The sequence below is a fragment of the Streptomyces sp. NPDC091209 genome, assembly GCF_044757755.1.
Classification (GTDB): Bacteria; Actinomycetota; Actinomycetes; order Streptomycetales; family Streptomycetaceae; genus Streptomyces.
The window spans coordinates 55,107-73,467 of the sequence record NZ_JBIVVR010000018.1 but is presented as its reverse complement, the minus strand read 5'-3'; the positions used below and the strand labels follow the sequence as shown (position 1 = coordinate 73,467).

Annotated in this window: 11 protein-coding genes and 1 pseudogene; 4 read left to right on the top strand and 8 right to left on the bottom strand. The window is 67.7% G+C overall.

Translation table 11 applies throughout. The features are described 5' to 3' along the window. Positions 1–174: 174 nt before the first annotated feature. From ACIQRL_RS36480 to ACIQRL_RS36465, 4 genes are read left to right on the top strand one after another with little or no spacing between them, the layout of a single operon-like run. Positions 175–1,791, top strand: coding sequence for a glycoside hydrolase family 13 protein (locus ACIQRL_RS36480; RefSeq protein ID WP_401339937.1), 1,617 nt, complete (start codon positions 175–177; stop codon positions 1,789–1,791). A gap of 38 nt (positions 1,792–1,829) precedes the next feature. After that, positions 1,830–3,155, top strand: a complete 1,326-nt coding sequence (locus ACIQRL_RS36475; RefSeq protein WP_401339753.1) for an ABC transporter substrate-binding protein — start codon at positions 1,830–1,832, stop codon at positions 3,153–3,155. Between the two features lie 6 nt (positions 3,156–3,161). Continuing rightward, on the top strand, positions 3,162–4,526 hold the full coding sequence (locus ACIQRL_RS36470) for an ABC transporter permease subunit (protein WP_401339751.1): 1,365 nt from the start codon (positions 3,162–3,164) through the stop codon (positions 4,524–4,526). After that, entirely contained in the window at positions 4,523–5,362 is an 840-nt protein-coding gene (locus ACIQRL_RS36465) for a carbohydrate ABC transporter permease (RefSeq protein WP_401339749.1), read from the top strand. Before ACIQRL_RS36470 ends, ACIQRL_RS36465 begins: the two co-directional genes overlap by 4 nt. A 163-nt stretch (positions 5,363–5,525) precedes the next feature. Here the strand turns inward: ACIQRL_RS36465 and ACIQRL_RS36460 are convergent, their stop codons facing one another. From ACIQRL_RS36460 to ACIQRL_RS36425, 8 genes and pseudogenes are all read right to left on the bottom strand, one after another. After that, on the bottom strand, positions 5,526–7,805 hold the full coding sequence (locus tag ACIQRL_RS36460; protein WP_401339747.1) for a WXG100 family type VII secretion target: 2,280 nt from the start codon (positions 7,803–7,805) through the stop codon (positions 5,526–5,528). A gap of 920 nt (positions 7,806–8,725) precedes the next feature. Continuing rightward, entirely contained in the window at positions 8,726–9,832 is a 1,107-nt protein-coding gene (locus ACIQRL_RS36455) for a sugar ABC transporter substrate-binding protein (protein ID WP_401339745.1), read from the bottom strand. Positions 9,833–10,320: 488 nt separating this feature from the next. Beyond that, positions 10,321–10,656: a hypothetical protein gene (locus ACIQRL_RS36450; protein WP_401339743.1), complete on the bottom strand. Its 336-nt coding sequence runs from the start codon at positions 10,654–10,656 to the stop codon at positions 10,321–10,323. A gap of 286 nt (positions 10,657–10,942) precedes the next feature. Then, positions 10,943–11,338 (bottom strand): annotated as a pseudogene (locus tag ACIQRL_RS36445) (sortase-dependent protein); the annotation flags it as partial. Between the two features lie 546 nt (positions 11,339–11,884). Continuing rightward, complete coding sequence (locus ACIQRL_RS36440) at positions 11,885–12,250, bottom strand: hypothetical protein (RefSeq protein WP_401339741.1); 366 nt, start codon at positions 12,248–12,250, stop codon at positions 11,885–11,887. Between the two features lie 344 nt (positions 12,251–12,594). Further along, positions 12,595–13,476 (bottom strand): ricin-type beta-trefoil lectin domain protein, encoded by an 882-nt coding sequence (locus ACIQRL_RS36435; RefSeq protein ID WP_401339738.1) that lies wholly within the window; start codon positions 13,474–13,476, stop codon positions 12,595–12,597. A gap of 364 nt (positions 13,477–13,840) precedes the next feature. Further along, positions 13,841–14,401 (bottom strand): sigma-70 family RNA polymerase sigma factor, encoded by a 561-nt coding sequence (locus ACIQRL_RS36430; protein WP_401339735.1) that lies wholly within the window; start codon positions 14,399–14,401, stop codon positions 13,841–13,843. A gap of 405 nt (positions 14,402–14,806) precedes the next feature. Beyond that, a complete protein-coding gene (locus tag ACIQRL_RS36425; RefSeq protein ID WP_401339733.1) occupies positions 14,807–17,629 on the bottom strand; it encodes an AfsR/SARP family transcriptional regulator in 2,823 nt (940 codons plus the stop codon). Between the last annotated feature and the right edge of the window lie 732 nt (positions 17,630–18,361).

The window sequence follows — 18,361 nt, the reverse complement described above, 5'->3', positions numbered from 1 at the left end:
TAGTTACCTGTTAGGTATCGCCAGAACCTCGACTCTCTCTTTGTAGTCTGAAATATGCCAGTAAAAGGGACCACTGTTTCGTAGCCTGTGCACTTTTCATTGACACGCTCCAGACATGTCTACCTAACATGCATGCATAACCACTGAGCGCTAGAGACAGGCACTGGGTTGAACATGCACCGCTGGTGGCGCGACGCAGTCATCTATCAGGTGTACGTCCGCAGCTTCCTCGACAGCACCGGAGACGGCATCGGCGACCTCGCCGGAGTCCGCGCCGGCCTGCCGTACCTGAAGAAGCTCGGCGTCGACGGGATCTGGCTGAGCCCCTTCTACCCCTCGCCGCAGCACGACCACGGCTACGACGTCGCGGACTACTGCGACGTCGACCCGACCTTCGGCGACCTCGCCGAGTTCGACCAGCTCATGGCGGCCGCCGGACGGCTCGGCATCCGCGTCCTTCTCGACGTCGTCCCCAACCACTGCTCCTCCGAGCATCCGTGGTTCAAGGAGGCCCTCGCCGCGCCGCCCGGCAGCCCGGCCCGCGCCCGCTTCCACTTCGCCGACGGCCGCGGCCCCGACGGCTGCGAACCGCCCAACAACTGGCACGCCATGTTCGGCGGCCCGGCCTGGACCAGGATCACCGAGGCGGACGGCCGCCCCGGCCAGTGGTACCTGCACATGTTCACGCCCGACCAGCCCGACTGGAACTGGCGCAACCCCGAGATCGGCGCCGAGTTCGACCGCGTGCTGCACTTCTGGCTCGACCGCGGCGTCGACGGCTTCCGCATCGACGTCGCCGCAGGCCTCTTCAAGCACCCCGACCTGCCCGACTCCGACGACCCCGAGCTCGACGCCCGCACCCGCGACTCGGTCAACCCCCTCGCCTGGAACCAGCCCGAGGTCCACGACGTCTGGCGCAACTGGCGCACGACATGCGAAGAGTACACAGCCCGCGACGGCTCCGAGCGCCTCCTGGTCGGCGAGGTCTCCGTCCCCACCGCCCGCGAACACGCCCGCTACGTCCGCGGCGACGAACTCCACCAGGCGTTCTTCTTCGACCTGCTCAGTGCGCCGTGGAGCGGCGACGCCTTCCGCAAGGTCATCTCCGAGGCCATGCAGGACATCGCGGGCACCGGCTCCACGGTCACCTGGGTCCTCAACAACCACGACCAGGTCCGCACCGTCACCCGCTACGGCGAACCCACCCCCGAGGGCAGTGGCCTCGGCCCCGCCCGCGCCCGCGCCGCCGCCCTGCTCATGCTCGCGCTGCCCGGAGCCGCGTACATCTACCAGGGCGAGGAGCTCGGCCTGCCCGAGGTCATCGACCTGCCCGACGACGTGCTCACCGACCCCATCTTCCGCCGCACGGGCAGCCGCGACCGCGTCCGCGACGGATGCCGGGTCCCCCTGCCCTGGTCCGGCCAGGCCTCCCCGTTCGGCTTCACCTCCGGAACCGAGAGCGCCCGGCCCTGGCTGCCGCAGCCCGACTACTTCGCCGAGTACGCCACCGACCGCGCCCTCGCCGACACCCGCTCCTTCTGGCACCTGTACCGCGATGGCCTCCAACTGCGCGCGTCCCTCCCGCAGTTGGGTGAGGGAACGCTGCGCTGGCTGGACACCCAACCCGGTGTCCTCACCTTCGTCCGCGGCGACGGCCTCGTCTGCGCCGTCAACTTCGGCACCGCACCCGTGCCCGCGCCCGTCCCCGGCACCCCCCTGCTCGCCAGCGGCCCCTGCCCGACCGGGGTCCTCCCCGGCTCGACCGCCGCCTGGTGGATCAACGACCTCTGAACATCGGCAGTCACCAGCACTCGAAAGGGACATCAACGATGATGCGACGACGTACGACCCTGCTCACGAGCTGCACCGCCCTCACCCTCACGCTCGGCGCCACCGCCTGCGGCGGCAACGACGCGGTCAGCGACGGCGGCGGGAAGGCACTCAGCGGCCAGACCGTCACCGTCGCCGGTGTCTGGTCCGGCACCGAGCAGAAGAACTTCCAGAAGGTCCTCGACGCGTTCAGCGCCAAGACCGGCGCCAAGACGCAGTTCGTGTCCACCGGCGACAACGTCTCCACCGTCGTCGGCAGCAAGATCGAGGGCGGCAACGCACCCGACGTCGTCATGGTCCCGCAGGTCGGCGTGCTCCAGCAGTTCGCCAAGCAGGGCTGGCTCACCCCTCTGTCCGCCGCTACCCAGAAGTCCGTCGACGCCGGCTATGCCCCCGTGTGGAAGAAGTACGGCAGCGTCGACGGCACCCTCTACGGCCTCTACTTCAAGGCCGCCCACAAGTCGACCGTCTGGTACAGCCCCGACGCCTTCACCCAGGCCGGCGTCAAGCCCCCGACCTCCTACGACGACATGCTCAAGGTCGGGCACACGATCTCCGACTCCGGCCTGTCCGCCTTCTCGATCGCCGGACAGGACGGTTGGACCCTCACCGACTGGTTCGAGAACATCTACCTCTCCCAGACCGGCCCCGAGAAGTACGACGCCCTCGCCGCCCACCAGCTCAAGTGGACCGACGCCTCCGTGGTGAAGGCCCTCGGCACCCTCGGCAAGCTCTTCAAGGACAAGGAACTCGTCGCCGGCGGCCAGAAGGAGGCACTCAACACCGACTTCCCGAGCTCGGTGGAGAAGGTCTTCGGCCCCAAGCCCGACGCCGGCATGGTCTACGAGGGCGACTTCGTCGCCGGCGTCGCCCACGACCAGTTCAAGAAGACCATCGGCCAGGACGCCAACTTCTTCCCCTTCCCCGCGGTCGACGGCGGCACTGCCCCGGTCGTCAGCGGCGGCGACGCCGCCGTCCTCCTCAAGGACGGCAAGAACGCCAAGGCCGGCATGAAGCTCCTCGAATACCTGGCCACCCCCGAGGCGTCGGCCGTCTGGGCGAAGGCGGGCGGCTACCTGTCCCCGAACAAGAACCTCCCCCTCTCCTCCTACAGCGACGACGTCACCCGCGCCACCGCCAAGTCCCTCGTCGACGCCGGCGACTCCGTCCGCTTCGACATGTCCGACCAGGCCCCTGCGGCCTTCGGCGGCACCAAGGGCGCCGGCGAGTGGAAGCTCCTCCAGGACTTCCTGCGCGACCCGTCCGACCCCAAGGGCACCGCGGCCAAACTGGAAGCGGCCGCGGCCAAGGCCTACAAGGACTGACGGACCATGACATCCACCCTGGTCAAGGCGACGGTGAGCCCACCGTCCACCGGACTCGCCGAACGTGCCCGCCGTTCCCGGCGGCGGGCACGCCTCGGCGCCGTCCTCTTCGTCTTCCCTGCACTGCTCCTGCTCGGCGCCCTCGTCGTCTACCCCGTGCTCTTCTCCGTCGGCCGCAGCTTCTTCGACGCCTCCGGCACCCGCTTCGTCGGCGCCGACAACTACACGGAGATGTTCCGCGACCCGGCCACCCTCAAGGCCGTACGCAACACGGTCATCTGGGTCGTGGTCGCACCCGCCCTGCTGACCGGCCTCGGCCTCGTCCTGGCCGTCCTGGTCGAGAAGATCCGCTGGGCGACCGCCTTCAAGCTGCTGTTGTTCATGCCCATGGCCGTCTCGTTCCTGGCCGCCGGCATCATCTTTCGGCTCGCCTACGACGAGGACCCCTCCAAGGGCATACTCAACGCCGCCGTCGTCAGCGTCCACGACGCGTTCAAGCACACCTCCGCCTATCCGACCGCGAGGGCCCGCGACGGTCACGGCCTGACCGCGAACCCCGACGGCTCCTACCGCACAAGCGGCCGCGTGTCGCCCGGCACCTCCGTGGACTTCGGGATGGTCGGCATCGCCCCCGCCGACATCCCCGGCGACGCACGGCCCGCCTACCCGGCCGCCCACCGAACGGCCGCGACCGGCGAGGTCACCGGAGTCGTCTACCTGGACTTCACCTCTGGTGGGGGAGGCAAGCAGGGCGAGGTCGACCGCAAGGAGAACGGACTGCCCGGCACGCGCGTCGAGGCGGTCGACGCCGACGGCAGGACCACCGCGAGCGCGACCACCGCCGCGGACGGCTCCTACCGCTTCACCGGCCTCAAGCCCGGCACCTACACGGTCGAGCTGCCCGCCTCGAACTTCGCCCAGCCCTACAAGGGCGTGTCCTGGCTCGGCCCGGCCCTCGTCACACCGGCCATCATCGGCGCGTACCTGTGGATCTGGACCGGCTTCGCCATGGTCCTGATCGGCGCCGGTCTCGCGGCCCTGCCGCGCGACGCCCTGGAGGCGGCGCGCATGGACGGCGCCAACGAGTGGCAGATCTTCCGGCGGATCACCGTGCCGCTGTTGGCCCCCGTACTCACCGTGGTCTTCGTGACCCTCGTCATCAACGTGATGAAGGTCTTCGACCTCGTCTACATCATCGCGCCCGGCCCGGTGCAGGAGGACGCGACCGTCCTCGCCACCCAGATGTGGCTGGTGTCGTTCGGCGGAGGCAACAACCAGGGCCTCGGCAGCGCACTGGGCGTACTCCTGCTGCTTCTGGTCATCCCGGCCATGGCCTTCAACGTCCGCCGCTTCCGAAGGAGCCAGCGATGAACGCGATCCGGCGCGGCCTGGGCAACAGCCTGGTCCAAGCCTTCCTCGTGGTGACCGGCCTGGTCTGGCTCACCCCGCTGGCCGGACTTCTGGTGTCCTCGCTACGCTCGGCCCAGGACACCGCCAAGGGCGGCTGGTGGACCGCCCTCGCCAGCCCCGGTCAGCTGTCCTTCGACAACTACTCGGCCCTGCTGAAGAACTCCGGCATGGTGCAGTCACTGTGGAACACGGTGCTCATCTCGGTGCCGGCGACGTTCCTGGTGGTGGTCATCGCGGCACTCGCCGGCTACGCCTTCGCCTGGCTCGACTTCCCCGGCCGCGACGGCATCTTCCTCGTCGTCGTCGCCCTCCTGGTGGTCCCGGTCCAGATCGGCCTCCTGCCGGTCGCGAAACTCTTCGGCGAACTGGGCCTGTTCGGCACCATCCCCGGCGTCGTGCTGTTCCACGTCGCCTACGGCCTGCCCTTCGCGGTGTTCCTCCTGCGCAACTACTTCGCCGAGATGCCGAAGGAGATGCTGGAGGCGGCACGCATGGACGGCGGCACCGAGTGGCGCATCTTCGTCCAGCTGGTCCTGCCGGTGGGCCGGCCGGCTATTGCCAGCCTCGCCATCTTCCAGTTCCTGTGGGTGTGGAACGACATGCTGGTCGCCCTCCTCTTCGCGGACAGCTCCTCCCAGCCGCTGACCGTGCAACTTCAGTCGCAGATACGCCAGTTCGGCAGCAACATCGACGTCCTCGCGCCCGGGGCGTTTGTGTCCCTGGTGGTCCCGCTGGTGGTGTTCTTCGCTTTCCAGCGGCATTTCGTGCAGGGGGTCATGGCGGGTTCCGTGAAGTGAGGCACCGCCGACGCGGGTGGGCAGCTGCGGCAGCTGCCCACCCGCGTTGCGTTTGCCGGGCCGGAGAACCAACGAGGCCTCCGCTCGAAGCGGTTGAGACGTCAGACATCTCGAACCACCGACCGAAAGTCTTGGCGGGTCAGCCACTCCAGGTCCCTGGATCCTACTGATTGTTCTGCCGAGTTATTTCCGTCGGCGTAGTATTTCCCGAAGCGCCATTGAGAATGGCCTCCTTGGCGGTCAAGTACATCGAGTAGTAGGACCAGGACACTGGCTGTGCCGAAAACAGCCAGTGCATAACTGAAGCCTGATCCGGCAGTTCACTTCGATAGCCGAATCGTTCGCCCACGGGCAGAGAATGGTAAAGGGACTGCCTGAATCCCCCGAGGAACCCACCGAGGACCTGAAGACCGAACTGTTGCCCAGTCACCTGCTGATCGGCATGGTGGATATAGTTTATCACCGCGTTTGTCTGAAGGTTCCCGATGAGGATATTGAAACCTTCCTTCATCCCCGCGAGAACCGACTCGGTCGGAGTCTTGGGTTCGAACGGTTTGTGCGTTTCTGGCAGCTTCGAAGAATCAGGGACTCTAAATTCATCCGTCCTGATGCTGGCGCGTGGAGACAGTATGTCCCCCATGCGCAGGGCGTCCGCCTCCACATCCGGAAGCCCGGCGCCATCGACCCGCGTCTCATGCACTGCGGCAGGGGACTCAGGCGTGCGCGGCAGGGACGGGGATGCGGGATCAGGCGAGTGCGCGCCGGGATGCGTCTCCGCGGAGGGTGGTGTCTCCGCTACGGGCGTTTCGGCGTGAGGTGTTTCCGGGGTTCGTTCCGGTCGGACGGCCGGGGCCGGGTCTGCTTCGGGTACGGCTTCGCGGGCGGGTGCGCCGGGGTGTGCTTCCGCGGCGTGAGGTGTCTCGACCTGGGGCCGTTCGGGGAAGGGGCCTTCCGAGATGTGCTCCGGTCGGGCGCTTCGGGCCACGTCTGCCGTGAGTACATCGGCATCGTGGGCCGCTGCGCCGAAAGGTGTTTCGGAGGGCGTTGCCTTCACGACGGGAGCCTCGGGAAGGGGCACCTTCGAGGTGCCACCCGGCCCGACGGGGCGGGTGATGTCAGGCCCGCCCTGGTATGACAGCGGGGCTTCGTCGCCGGGCCCGACCACGTGGACCGACCTGGCGGAGTCGCCATCGCTGAACGTCGCCATCTCCTGGGTTGGGCCGGAGCGGGAAGTGGAACGAACTCTGCTCGCCCCTGAGTCGGGAGCCTCCCGCAGACTTGGCGCGGCGGCCTTGCGCACAGTGGCGCTGTCGGCGCGACCAGGTATCGAGCTGACAGACCCGTCCGCCTCGGCCCACGCGGGCACACCCTGCTCGCCGGCGACAGGCTCCGACTCCAGGCGCACATCACGGAGCCCCGATTCCAGGTCCGCACCGGCCGTCCGGGCGCCAGGCGCCGAATGTGCCTCCGCCGACCCTACGTCGCTGTGGACTGTCCATGCCGCCGCGTGATCCGACTCTTCGACAGAAGAACTCTCGCTCCGGGCCTCACCAGGGACGTCACGGAAAAGGGCGACCGGGTCCGGGGAGGCGGCGCCCTCAGTTCTGGCGGCCGCGCCGTCCACGGCTGGTGAGCTCTCTGGGCCCTCTGCCCTCGCGCTCTTCCCCGCTGCCGATGCCTCGTCGACAGCACCCTTGAATATTCTTCCGAAATTTATGGATTCCAGCGCGGACTCGATCAGGTTGTTGCCTATGTCCATCCCGAAGAACACTGCGGTCTGCCACGCATTGTCAGCCCAGGCGACGTCTCGGCCACTCAACGCCGGGGCTATCGCCTCGGCCAGATAGAATTTGACATAAGCGAGCGAATAGTCGGGCAATTCGGTGATGAACTTCTCGGCTCCCCTGCCGATCATCGTGCCGATCTTCTCGCCGACCTTCCCGGCGGCGCTGCCCACCTCCTTGGCCCACTCCGTGAAGTCGCTGAGCATCGCCCGGAACCGTGCCAGAAGCTCGACGATCCGCTCGATCAGTGGTGCCACACGAGCCCAGATGAGGTTCGCAATACCCGCCATGAGCCAACTCAGAAGCAGACCTATGGCGAGTATTTCAAGTATTTCAAGGGCAATGCCGATGACTTCCTTGACGATCTCCCAAGTGCGGTCCGCGTGATCGTCCACCTGATTCGCCGTGGCCTGCAGACTGGTGGCCGTGTCCTCGGCCAGCTTGGCGTGCTCCTGCCATGCGGATGAGAAGGCTTCGTAGTCGGCTCCCGACCATGAGGAGGACCCCACATCCGTGGCGAGCTGTGCATGCACGGCTCGGACATGGTCCGCCTGTTGCTGAAGCTCTTCGGCGTGCTCGCGAAGCCCGTCCGGATCACCAATCTCCCGCAGGACATTGGTGAGCCATTCGGCAATGGCTCCGTTGATGTCCACGCTCACGTTCAGTCCCCGGGCGAAAAGCTGCGTGCCGCCTTGGTGTTGGAGTCCTCCACCGATGCGTACAACTTGGAGCCGGCCCTCAGCATGTCGCGAGTCCGTCCCGAAAGCGCGGCGAGCCGCCGACATGATTCGGTCATCTGCGCTCTCGCGGCAGCATATGCCTCGGTTGCCGACGCGGCAGCCTGCCCGTTGCCGAATGGAGAATTTTCTGCAGAGAAGCCGGAATGGAAGCGATTTCCGGACGAATGCAGATCGACGGCTCCCGAGTGGAAAGAGGTTGCGAGTCTGTCCAAGTTCTCGGTCTGCACAGTGAAATCACTACCCACGGTGAAATTTCCTCCTAAGCGACAGGATGGAACTTTGCCAACCTGCTGACCGCTGAGAACCGAGAACTGAGCGAAAGGGGGCTGGTTTACAGCTCCTGCGCAGCGTCTACTCGGGAATTTAGGACTGGAGTCGGTGGCCCAGTACTCCTAGATCATAGTGCGAAGAATTCCATTTTCCGTTACGGCTTTGTTACTGATTTCTAGCCGGATAGTTGATATCTCACGTAAATGAGGCATAGTAGCTATATCGGCGCGAGCTGCAAGAGCAACGGGGTGTCCGAGGTCCAGGACGCGGAGCAGGTCGCCGATCTGGGACTCCAGCCACAACTCGCGCTGTTCCTGGGTGGTGACGACGTCGATGCTCAGCCATGCGCAGTGGATGAAGAGCGCGTCGCAGCGGGTGCGCAGGTCCTCCGGGGACTCGGTCGAGGAGACGACCGGGCGGAGGGCCTTCAGCAGGACTTGACGCTCCGACGCACACTGACTTGGGCCGTCAGCCGGGCCGCAGAAGTCCGGGCGGCTCGCTCCTTGTCCGCTGAGTCGGTGGGGGAGAGTAGGCCCTCCCCTTCTCCACCCGCTGCCCGGCCGGTCTCGCTACTTCAGGCCGATCGCATCGCAAGCCGCGCGGTACGTGGCCGTGCAGATCTGGTCCACGGTGTAGAGGCCGTCCGTGACCACCGTGGACTTGATGTTGCTCCGGGTCAGGGAGATGACGGGCACGAGCCTCGCCGGGATGTTCTTGTTCGTCGGGCTGTCGACCCGGTCCAGAGTGAGCGCGTCGACTTGGATGCTCATGCCCTGGACCTTCATCACGGCCGCCTCGGCCGCGACTTCGGCCTCATCGGCGTAGCGCTTGTAGACCGTCATGTACTGCTCGCCGGTCACGATGCGCTGGACGGCGGTCAGCTCGGCGTCCTGACCGGTGATCGGCGGGAACTTCGTCACGCCGGCGTTCTCCAGGGCCTTCACGATGCCGCCGGCCATGGCGTCGTTCGCCGAGTAGACCGCGGTGATGTTGTCCTTGCCGATCGCCTTGATGGCATCGGTCATCTCGGACTGTGCCAGCTTGGGGCTGTATCCGTCGGTGTCGTAGTTCTTGGTGATCGTCATTTTGTCGGACAACTCTGATAGTGCGCCCGTCTTGAACATCTTGGCGTTCGGGTCGGTGGGGGAGCCGTTCACCATGACGACCGTCGGCGAAGTGCCGGTGCTGGAGCCGATGGCCTCAAGGAGCGCGCGGCCCTGCACCTCGCCGACGAGCTCGTTGTCGAAGGAGATGTACGCGTTGATCGGCCCCTCGGCCAGTCGGTCGTAGGCGATGACCGGAATCCCCGCTGCCTTGGCTTTCTTCACCATGGGGGTGATCAGGTGGGAGTCGACCGCGTCGAGCAGGATGACGTCGACCCTCTCGTCGATCATCTTCCGCATCTGGCTGTTCTGGATCGACGCGTCGGAGCCGGCGTTCTCGTAGATCGTCTCGCCCTGGTTCTTGGTGAGTTCGGCCACCTTCTTCTTGATGATCGGGCAGTCGAACTCCGCGTAGCGCACGTTGGTCTTCTCGGGCATCAGCACGCCCACAGTGATGTCGTTGCCCTTTGCGGTCCTCGAACTCGTGGTGTCCTGCCATGCGTTCAGAGCGCTGCAGCCAGCGAGCGAAAAGGCAATCGTGGACGCGGCCGTGGATATGGCGATACGACGCATTCGGGGGGCTCATTTCAGATACGTTCGGGGCGTGGGCGCTGCATCAAGGCCCAGTGGCTGAAAGCCAACGCGGCGGCGTCTTCCAGCGTCAAGGAGATGCGTTCAAGTGCTGCGCAGTGGTGCAAACGGCTGCCCTTGTGCGCAAAAGAGAATCGCCTTCAACCACCTTTTGCGGACCCTTCGCCCAGTGGCCGTCGGCGCGTTGTGGGCCTTCTTCGAGGTCGTCGAAACGGCTGACAGCGAGATGAGGCTGCCTGGCGCCGGTGGGGCGTTGACGTTCAGGCGTCTCATGCGCCCTTCCCCGAGATGGCTGCCCGGACCCGCTGACGCCAGTCGCCGTTCGAGCCTTGTTCAGTGCTGGCGTCCGGCGATCCGGGATCAGGTGCTGGTCCTCATTCGGCTGGTGCGCCCAGACCGCCACTTCGTGCGAAGTGGCGGTCTCACGTCCTTCGTGCTCTGCGGCTGCTGATTCCTAGAGCGGGGCGGAGTTACGCGACGTAGGTCCACGACGGGCAGTCGTAGGAGAACGCGCCCTGGGTTGATTCCCGCCACGTGCAGACCCTGGCGCCGACCACCTTCGTATAGAGGTTCCACGACGCGGAGTGACCCACGTCCTGGCTCAGGTAGGCGTACCCGTCGTCGGCGTACCTGATCTCCAGGGTCGCGGAGACGGTGGACCAGCCGCCCTCCGTGTTCGGGGCCGCGTAGACCCAGGCCCAGCTCGGTACGCCGTTGGCGGGGGAGTTGTCCACCGCGCCCTGGGAACCGTGCCAGTCCAGATTGCTCTGCTGAGCCGAAGCGGTGTCGGCCCCTGCCAGAGTCACCAAGGCTGCGAGGGCCGAAGCCGCTGCCGTCAGAACCGTACGCCGTAGGAGCATGGGACTTCCCATCGTCATGGATCTCTTCGAGGTCTGCGAAATCGTAAAGAGCCTCTTGCCGTTGATGCAGCGCTGGACGGCTTCGGTGAAGTCACCGGTGCAGATGTCGTGCCCTCGCGTACCGGGCCGGCTCGAATCGTTCATGTCTCCGATCGGGATATGCCCAGCCGAAGAAGCGGGCGGGTGCTCGCGGTCGTGAGCACCCTCCCGTCGGCTGCCAAGCCGTAGTCGATCAGCAGGTGGAATTCACCCCGCGTCGGCGCGTGCCAAGGAACAGGCCACCGCCGCCGACCACGACCAGGGCCGCCGCGAGGCCGGCGATCACGCCGGTGCCGGTGCCGGAGTCGGCGCCGGCCTCAGCGAGTTGCGAGCCACCGCCCGGAGACGGCGCGTTGCTCGGCGTCGTCGCGGGGGCGGCGCTGGTGCTCTGCGAGGGCGACCGGGTAGACGTGGGCTTGTCCGGGGTCCTGCAGGCCGTGGACGGGGCGGTGACGTTGCCCGCGATCTCCTCGTCGACCGCGCCGCTGTCGGTCTTGACGTGGATGCCGTACGTCGCGTTCGGCTTCGAGCCCTCGTCGAAGGTCACCTTGGCGCCCTCCGCCGAGCCCTGGACGATCTGGTCGCCGACCAGGTCACCGAGTGCGTCGCGCCCCCCGGGCCGCGCCTTCGAGCGCGGGGCCGGACACCAGTAGAACCCGCTTGCCGCCGAGTCGTCGCACCTCCTCGGCGAGCCGGCCGACGGTTCGTTCCGGAGCTGAAGACCACTCGTGCCGGATGGGATGTGTGAACGAACGTCCGCACGACGGGCCGCCTCCGCGCCTCGGCCAGGATGTGTGGGGTGGCCTTCCGGCTTGCGGCTGAGGGGTCGTTGAATTCCCGCACGATCGACGCGTATCTCTGCAGGAACGACGCATGCTCACCGGGCCTGCTCCCGCGACCGGCATCCACGAGGCGGCGTACCCGGGCTTTCCGCGTTCCTGGACGGGCTCACCGGCCCGATCACCAGCGCCCCGGGCATCGTGGGACCCCGTACCCGCGGCAGGTACGCCGTGACGCGACCCACGCATGTGAGGAAGGCCCCGCCCCGGGATCGGCGGGGCGGGGCCTGATATCACTGAGCGTTCCAGCCGAGACGCGTCCGCTGCTTCGCGTGGTGCGGTTCGGCAGATATCCGTCAGATGAATTGCCAGTCCGTGCACTGCCAGTTGGAGCCATTGAATACGGTGCATACGCTGACAGCCTGGACGTCGCGCCGCAGATCGATGGCCGCCGCTTCGCCCGGTTGGACCTCCAGCGCCCCGTAGCTGAAGTTTGAGTACATGATGTCCACGTGGCTCATGGTGGCGCCGTTCCAGGTGGATCCGTACTCCCAGATCCAACTGGCGGCCCCGTCGCCAGGGTCGTTGTCCACCTGGACTTGAGTTCCATCGAATTCGAGGTAGAGCTGCGCGGCGGAAGCGGGCTGCATGGCCGCTATGCCGGCCAGGGCGACGGTTGCTGTGATGACGGACAGTCGCTTGGCGAGTCGCGTGTTTCTCATGGACATCGACCTCCAGGTGCCGCAAGGGCACCGCTCAGTTCCGGGACGCGGAGAGTCTCGTGTTCGGAATTTCAATACGCGCTCCGTATTCTGCTGACGCCCTTTCAGCTGTGTCGAGCACCGAAAAGGGATTGCAGGAAATTCAGGCAGTGCCTCTGCCCTGAAATCTCTCGCTCACGAACAGCCTCGTCGGCGCCCGTCCAGCGCCCGTCCGGCGCGCCGAGCGTCGACACATGGCCGGCCGCGGACATCGCCGTCCGCGGCCGACTGCCATAGCGCATCAGCACGTGCGGGACCCGTACCTTGAAGCGGTCAGCGGGTCTTTCGGGGACCGGGCTGATGCTTCACGCTGCGGACCACTTCTGGTTGTCCGTCCCGGCGCATGACCACAACTGGAGGCGGGTACCGTCCGCGGTCCCGTTGTCACGGACATCGGTGCACTTGTCCGCCAGCCCGTTGACCAGGTCGTTGCCCGAGTTGAGTGTGAACTTCTGCTCGGAACCGCCGTCGCAGGGCGCCAGTTCCAGGTCCGTTCCGTCATCGGTCGATCCGCCTGCGAGCTGCACGCACATGCCGAGCGCGCGCAGCGAGCCGTCGGAAGCGAACACCCAATGCTGCGAGGGGGTGTTCCGCGAACAGGTCGAGATCACGAGTTGCGCACCCGCCGCGGCCTTGCCGCCCACCACGTCGATGCAGCGTTTCGAGGAGTGGCTGACCAACTGCACGCCGGACGACGGCTCTCGCGCATGTGCCTTGGTCGCGGCGGTAGTTGGCGTGGTGGCGGTCGGACCTCCATCGCCTTTGCCGGTGGGCGAGCCTTTCGTCGCCTTCACGGCCGGACCGTGCTTGTCCGCTCCGCCGGCGGAGGCGCCGCTGGTGAGTGTCGGCAGAGCGTCGAGCCCGTCGACGCTCGCACCGTTGTGTGCGGAGGAACTCACGGTGCCGGAGGACCCGTTGGTGTGAGCGTCGTGATGGCCGCCGACGAGCGCCAGGGTGGTGATGACGCCGCCCGCCGCCAACAGCCCCACCACGCCGACGACCCCGAAGGCGCCACGCAATCCTGCCCGTCGGGCACCACCGTCGGAACGCACCTCGTCCGTTCGCGGCCCCGTGGGTGTCTCGTCGGAGGTGCGAGTCGCCTCGTTGGATATGTCTAAGCCGGTGCCGGCTCTGCTCGTGGCGGCGCCCCCGGGCTGGTCGAACGAGCGCGCAGGGGAACGGCTCACGTCTCCTCGCGACCCCAGCGAAGAATATTGGGCGAGTCTGGGTACGACGGCACGCGTGTGGCGGGTGAGGTCGACGTCCTCGTGTGCTGTGGCGTCAGGAGCACCGGCATCGCTGTCGTTCGGGCCTGCTGCGGTGTTGCGCCTGCTGACGAGGGCGGCGCTCCCCGGGACCCGCACCGGGAGATCACTCGTCGGCCTGGGCAGACGTGGTCGCTTCATGCTTTCCTTTCCAGCGGGATGAACGCTCCCTCGCACAAAGCACCGGCGGCGACGCGGCTGGAGTTCATGCGAGGGGCTCTGGCTCATGTGCCATCCTCGTGATGAGGCACAACCCGCCTCGACTTCCTCGGTAGTGCGGGCACGGTCAGGCGGCTGCCGCGTGGTCCGGCGCTTCGAAGTCCGCTATCGCGCGGGCTCGGTTGCGCAGTTGGCGCAGTGCGTAGTGCTGCCGGGACTTCACGGTGCCGGCGGGGACGCCGAGTATGCGGGCGGTCTCGTGCACGGTCCTGTCCTGGAGATAGGTGTGCACCAGGACTTCCCGGTGTTCGTGCGAGAGGTGCCGCAGCAGGGCCATGGCGTCGACGGAGGCCGCCGACGTGTCGGCGTGGTCGTTCTGCCGCAGGCCCTGGTGTTCCGCCCCCAACGATTCGTGGCGGAAGTAGGCGCTGCGGATGCGGTCGATGGCCAGGTTGCGGGCCACGGTCAGCAGCCAGCCGCGGATCGATCCCTCGTTGGCGCAGAGCCGATCGGCGTGGTGCCAGGCGCGTATCAAGGTCTCCTGCACGATGTCCTCCGCCGTATGGCGGTCGCGCAGCATGCGCTCGACGTAGGCGAGCAGGGGTTTGGCATGGTCGGCCGCCAGCACCTTGAGGAGGTGCTCGCCGTGTGCTCCCTGGCGTGAGGCCGGAGCGATTGCGCAAGTCATGTCGATTCCGTGGAGGCAAGGATCTGCCCGTCGTGGTTGCTCGCACGGGCAGATCACGGCTGGGGGACGGCCGGGAGGGTGCGGGATCGCCGAAGGACGGGGCAAGGCGGTGCGCCGACGGGACCGGAGGTGACGGTCCACGGCCGACGGGCACGACTCATCGCGTGCCTGCTTCGGCGAAGTTCCCAACCGGGGAACCAACGCTTGCCGGGATCGTAGGCAGGGGCCGCAGCCGGAAACCTGACGGATTTCTGACGCAGGACGTGTCGAAGGACGGTCAGTCCCCGAGGGCCGCCGCCCCGGACTGCGCACCCCGCGTCCGTCGGTCCGACCCGTAGCACGTGGCGTGCACTGCGGCACACACAGTGCCTCCGCGTGATACACGGAGCCGCCCCGCCGAAGGGGTCAGCCGATTTCGAGGAGCTTGGCGCGGACGTCCTCGGCGGAGGGGTGGCCGATGCTCTCCAGGATGTCCAGGGCCTGCCCCAGCGTCAGGCCCGCGCTGTCCGCCCGGCCGAGGGCCAGGTGGGTGTCGGCGATGTGGACGAGCGTGTCTGCCTCCAGGTAGGAGTCCCGGATCCTGCGGTACAGCTCCAGTGCGTGCCGGAAACCGTCGAGGGCTCGCTCGTGGTGGCCCAGCCGGTCGTGGGTGACGCCCAGGCTGTCCCACGCGGCGGCCTCGCCGTTGGGGTCACCGGTCTCCTGGTGGATCGCGAGTGAACGGCTGCACTCGTCGATCGCCTTGCCGTACTCACCCATCAGCAGATAAGTCCAGCCCACCTCGTTGTGCACACTGGCCTCGCCGTTGAGGTGCCCGGCCGAGCGGTACAGCTCCTGGGCCAGCCGGTAGTGGTCCAGTGCGTCGGCATGCCGGCCGTGCTGATTGGTGACGAACGCCGCGTAGCGGTGCACGCGGGCCTGACCGTGGGTGTCGCCGAGTTCCTCGAACAAGTTCAGCGCCCGCTCCAGGTGTTCGCCCGCGCCCTCCCACTGTTCGAGCCTGCTGAGGGCGAAGCCGAGAGCCCGCTGGCCGTGCGCCTGGCCCAGCAGGTCGCCGCCGCGCTGCGCGGCGGTGATGGCGGTGGTCTGCACGGTCCGCTGCTGCTGCCAGCGTCCGTTGCGGTCCAGGTAGAGCTCGAGGGCCGTGGCCAACTGCCAGCTGAAGGCTCCGTCGCCCCGGCGGCCGTCCTGTTCCACGGCGGCCAGCAGCACCGGCCGCTCGCGGTCGAACCAGTCGGCCGCGGCCCGCTGGTCGGGGAATCGTTCGGGCAGGGTGTGGACCGCATGGCGGCGCAGGGTGATGCGTTCGCGGTGCGGTGCGAGGGCGGTCTCGGCGGCGTGGGCGCTGTGCAGGTAGTGATCGAGCACGCGGGTGGTCGCCGCGGCCGCTTCGTCGCTGGTGTCGAGTTCGTCGACGAGTTCCGCGGCGTAGGCGCGCAGCAGGCTGTGGGAGGAGAACCGTCCGGGTTCGTTCTCGAACAGCAAGTGTGCCCTGACCAGTTCGGTGAGATGAGTCCGCGCCTGCCGCGGGCGGCTGGCGGTCAGGCTGGCGGCGGCGGCCACGGAGCAGTCGGGGCCGGGATGCAGGGCCAGCAGGCGGAAGAGCCGGGCGGCCTCCGGTGTCAGGGCCTGGTAGGACCAGGAGAAGACGCAGCGTGCGTCGGCGAGCGGCGGTTCCCCGGTGAAGGCGTCGAGGCTGCCGTGGCTCGCCCGCAGCTCGTCGGCGATGGCGGCCAGCGGGTAGCCGGGGTTGAGTGCCGCGCGGGCGCTCACGATGGCCAGCGCCAGCGGAAGCCGCTCGGAGAGACGAATGATCTCCGCGACGGCGTCCTCCTCTCTCTCGACCCGCACTGCGCCGAGCCGGCGGGCGAGCAGCCCGCGGGCCTCGCTCTCGTCGAGCGGTCTCAGGGTGACCGAATGGGCGCCTTCGACGGCCATGAGCCCCTGGAGTTGGTGGCGGCTGGTGACGACGGCGAGGCAGCCGTGCGGGGCGGGCAGCAGCGGACGCACTTGCTCGGAGTCGCGGGCGTTGTCCAGCACGACGAGGACGCGTCGCCCGGCCAGGAGCCCGCGGTACGTCGCGGCCTGCGCGTGCAGTTCCGCGGGAATGTCACCCACGGGCACGCCGAAGGCGTCGAGCAGGGCACGCAGCGCCTCGGCCGCGCTCATCGCCGCCCCGCTCAGGTGGAAGCCGCGCAGATCGACGTAGACCTGCCCGTCCGGGAAGCGGGGAGCGAGACGGTTGGCCCAGTGCACGGCGAGGGTGGTCTTGCCGACGCCGGCCATGCCGCTGACAACGACCGTCTGCGCGGGCTCGGCGGGATCGGGTACCAGGCTGTCGAGACGTTCCAGCTCGGCGCCCCGGCCGGTGAAGGCGCCCAGGTCCCGGGGCAGTTGCGCGGGACGCACCCGATCCGCGGCGCCGGTCGCGAGCGGGGCGGGTGCCGCGGGCGGGACCGGCTGCGGCCGATGCGACTGATCCAGGGCACCGCGCTGCGCCTTGCGCAGTTCGGGACCGGGTTCCAGGCCGATCTCGTCGGCGATACGGGCCCGGACGACCTGGTACGTCTCCAGGGCTTCGGCCTGGCGGCCCGCGGCGGCGAGGACCTCGATGAGACGGGCCTGGAGCGCTTCGTCGAAGGGATGGTGCGACGCGGCCTGGCGCAGGGTGACCAGGACGCGCTCGGTCAGTGCGGCGCCCGCCGTGGGCACGTACGCGGCGGCGTCCTTCACGGCGACGACGTGCTCGTCGTCGATGGCCGTGAAGACCGGCAGGGCGCGTATCTCGGCGGGAATGCCGGACGCGGCGGGGCCGCGCCACAGGTCGAGCGCCTCGACGAGCAGTTCCACGGCCTTCACCAGGTCGCCCTGCTGCGCGGAGCGGTGCGCCTCCTCGCGCAGTGTGCGGAACCGCAGCAGGTCCAGTTCTTCTTCGGAGACATGGAGGCCGTAGCCGCCCGAAGCGCGGACCAGACGGTTGGAGGTGGTTCCGGAGCGCAGACCGGGTTCGAGGAGCCTTCGCAGCGAGGCGACATGACGGTGGACCACGTTGACCGCGGTGGCCGGTGGGTCCTCCTGCCACAGCGCGTCCACGATCCCGTGGAGGGGCATCGGGTGACCGGCATGGGCCAGCAACAGGGCCAGCAGGGCCCGCTGTTTGGGAGGGCCCAGTTCGACATCGCTGGTTCCCTGCCAGACCCGGACGGGTCCAAGGATCTGAAAACGCATGTCCGGCCGATTCTGTTTGCCGAAGGGCGCCGGTCGCATGCCCGCGCCCTTCGGTGTGCGGAGTGTGTGGTGGGCACGGGGCTCGGCCGACGGCATGCGCGGCCGCCGCGGCGGCCCGGGTTACGTAGCGGGCAACGATAGAAGGTCTCGCGAGAGCGGTCGACGGCAATTCCTTTTCATTGCCCCTCGGGGCAACACGGATGCCCGATCGGGAATTCACCGACGGCCGTCCAGTGAGCGGCTCGCTCGGCTTGCGCCTGAGGGAGCGTCGGCGACCACCGCTCCGAGGGTCTTTTGTTCAGCCTTGCTGTTCAAGAGGGGCTCCTGCCCCGTGCCGGTCAGTCGCTGAACGCAGGACGATCGAGTCTTTTTGCTGTCGAATGATGGATTTGGTGTACCCGAACGACGTGAGGTGTCATGCGTGGGACACTTCAATTCATCAACGCCTATTGTGCATTCGGAAAAAACTCTTCCCTTTCGGTCGCGCCTTCCGTACGGCTGAACGGCCGATGGGCGGCTTCAGGACGACCTGCGTGTGGGGCGGGTGGGGGCGACAGCGTTCCGGGAAGGTCCGGCTCTGGACGACGGCAGGGGTGCGGGCCGGCCGGCGTTCCCGTGCCGCGCGCACGCGGGGGAGTTGCCGGTGTGGGCCGGAGTCGCGACCTGCGCCGACCGGGGCGCGACGCCGTGCGGATCGGTCATGGCTTTCCGGCCGACCGAGCAGGTGCTGCG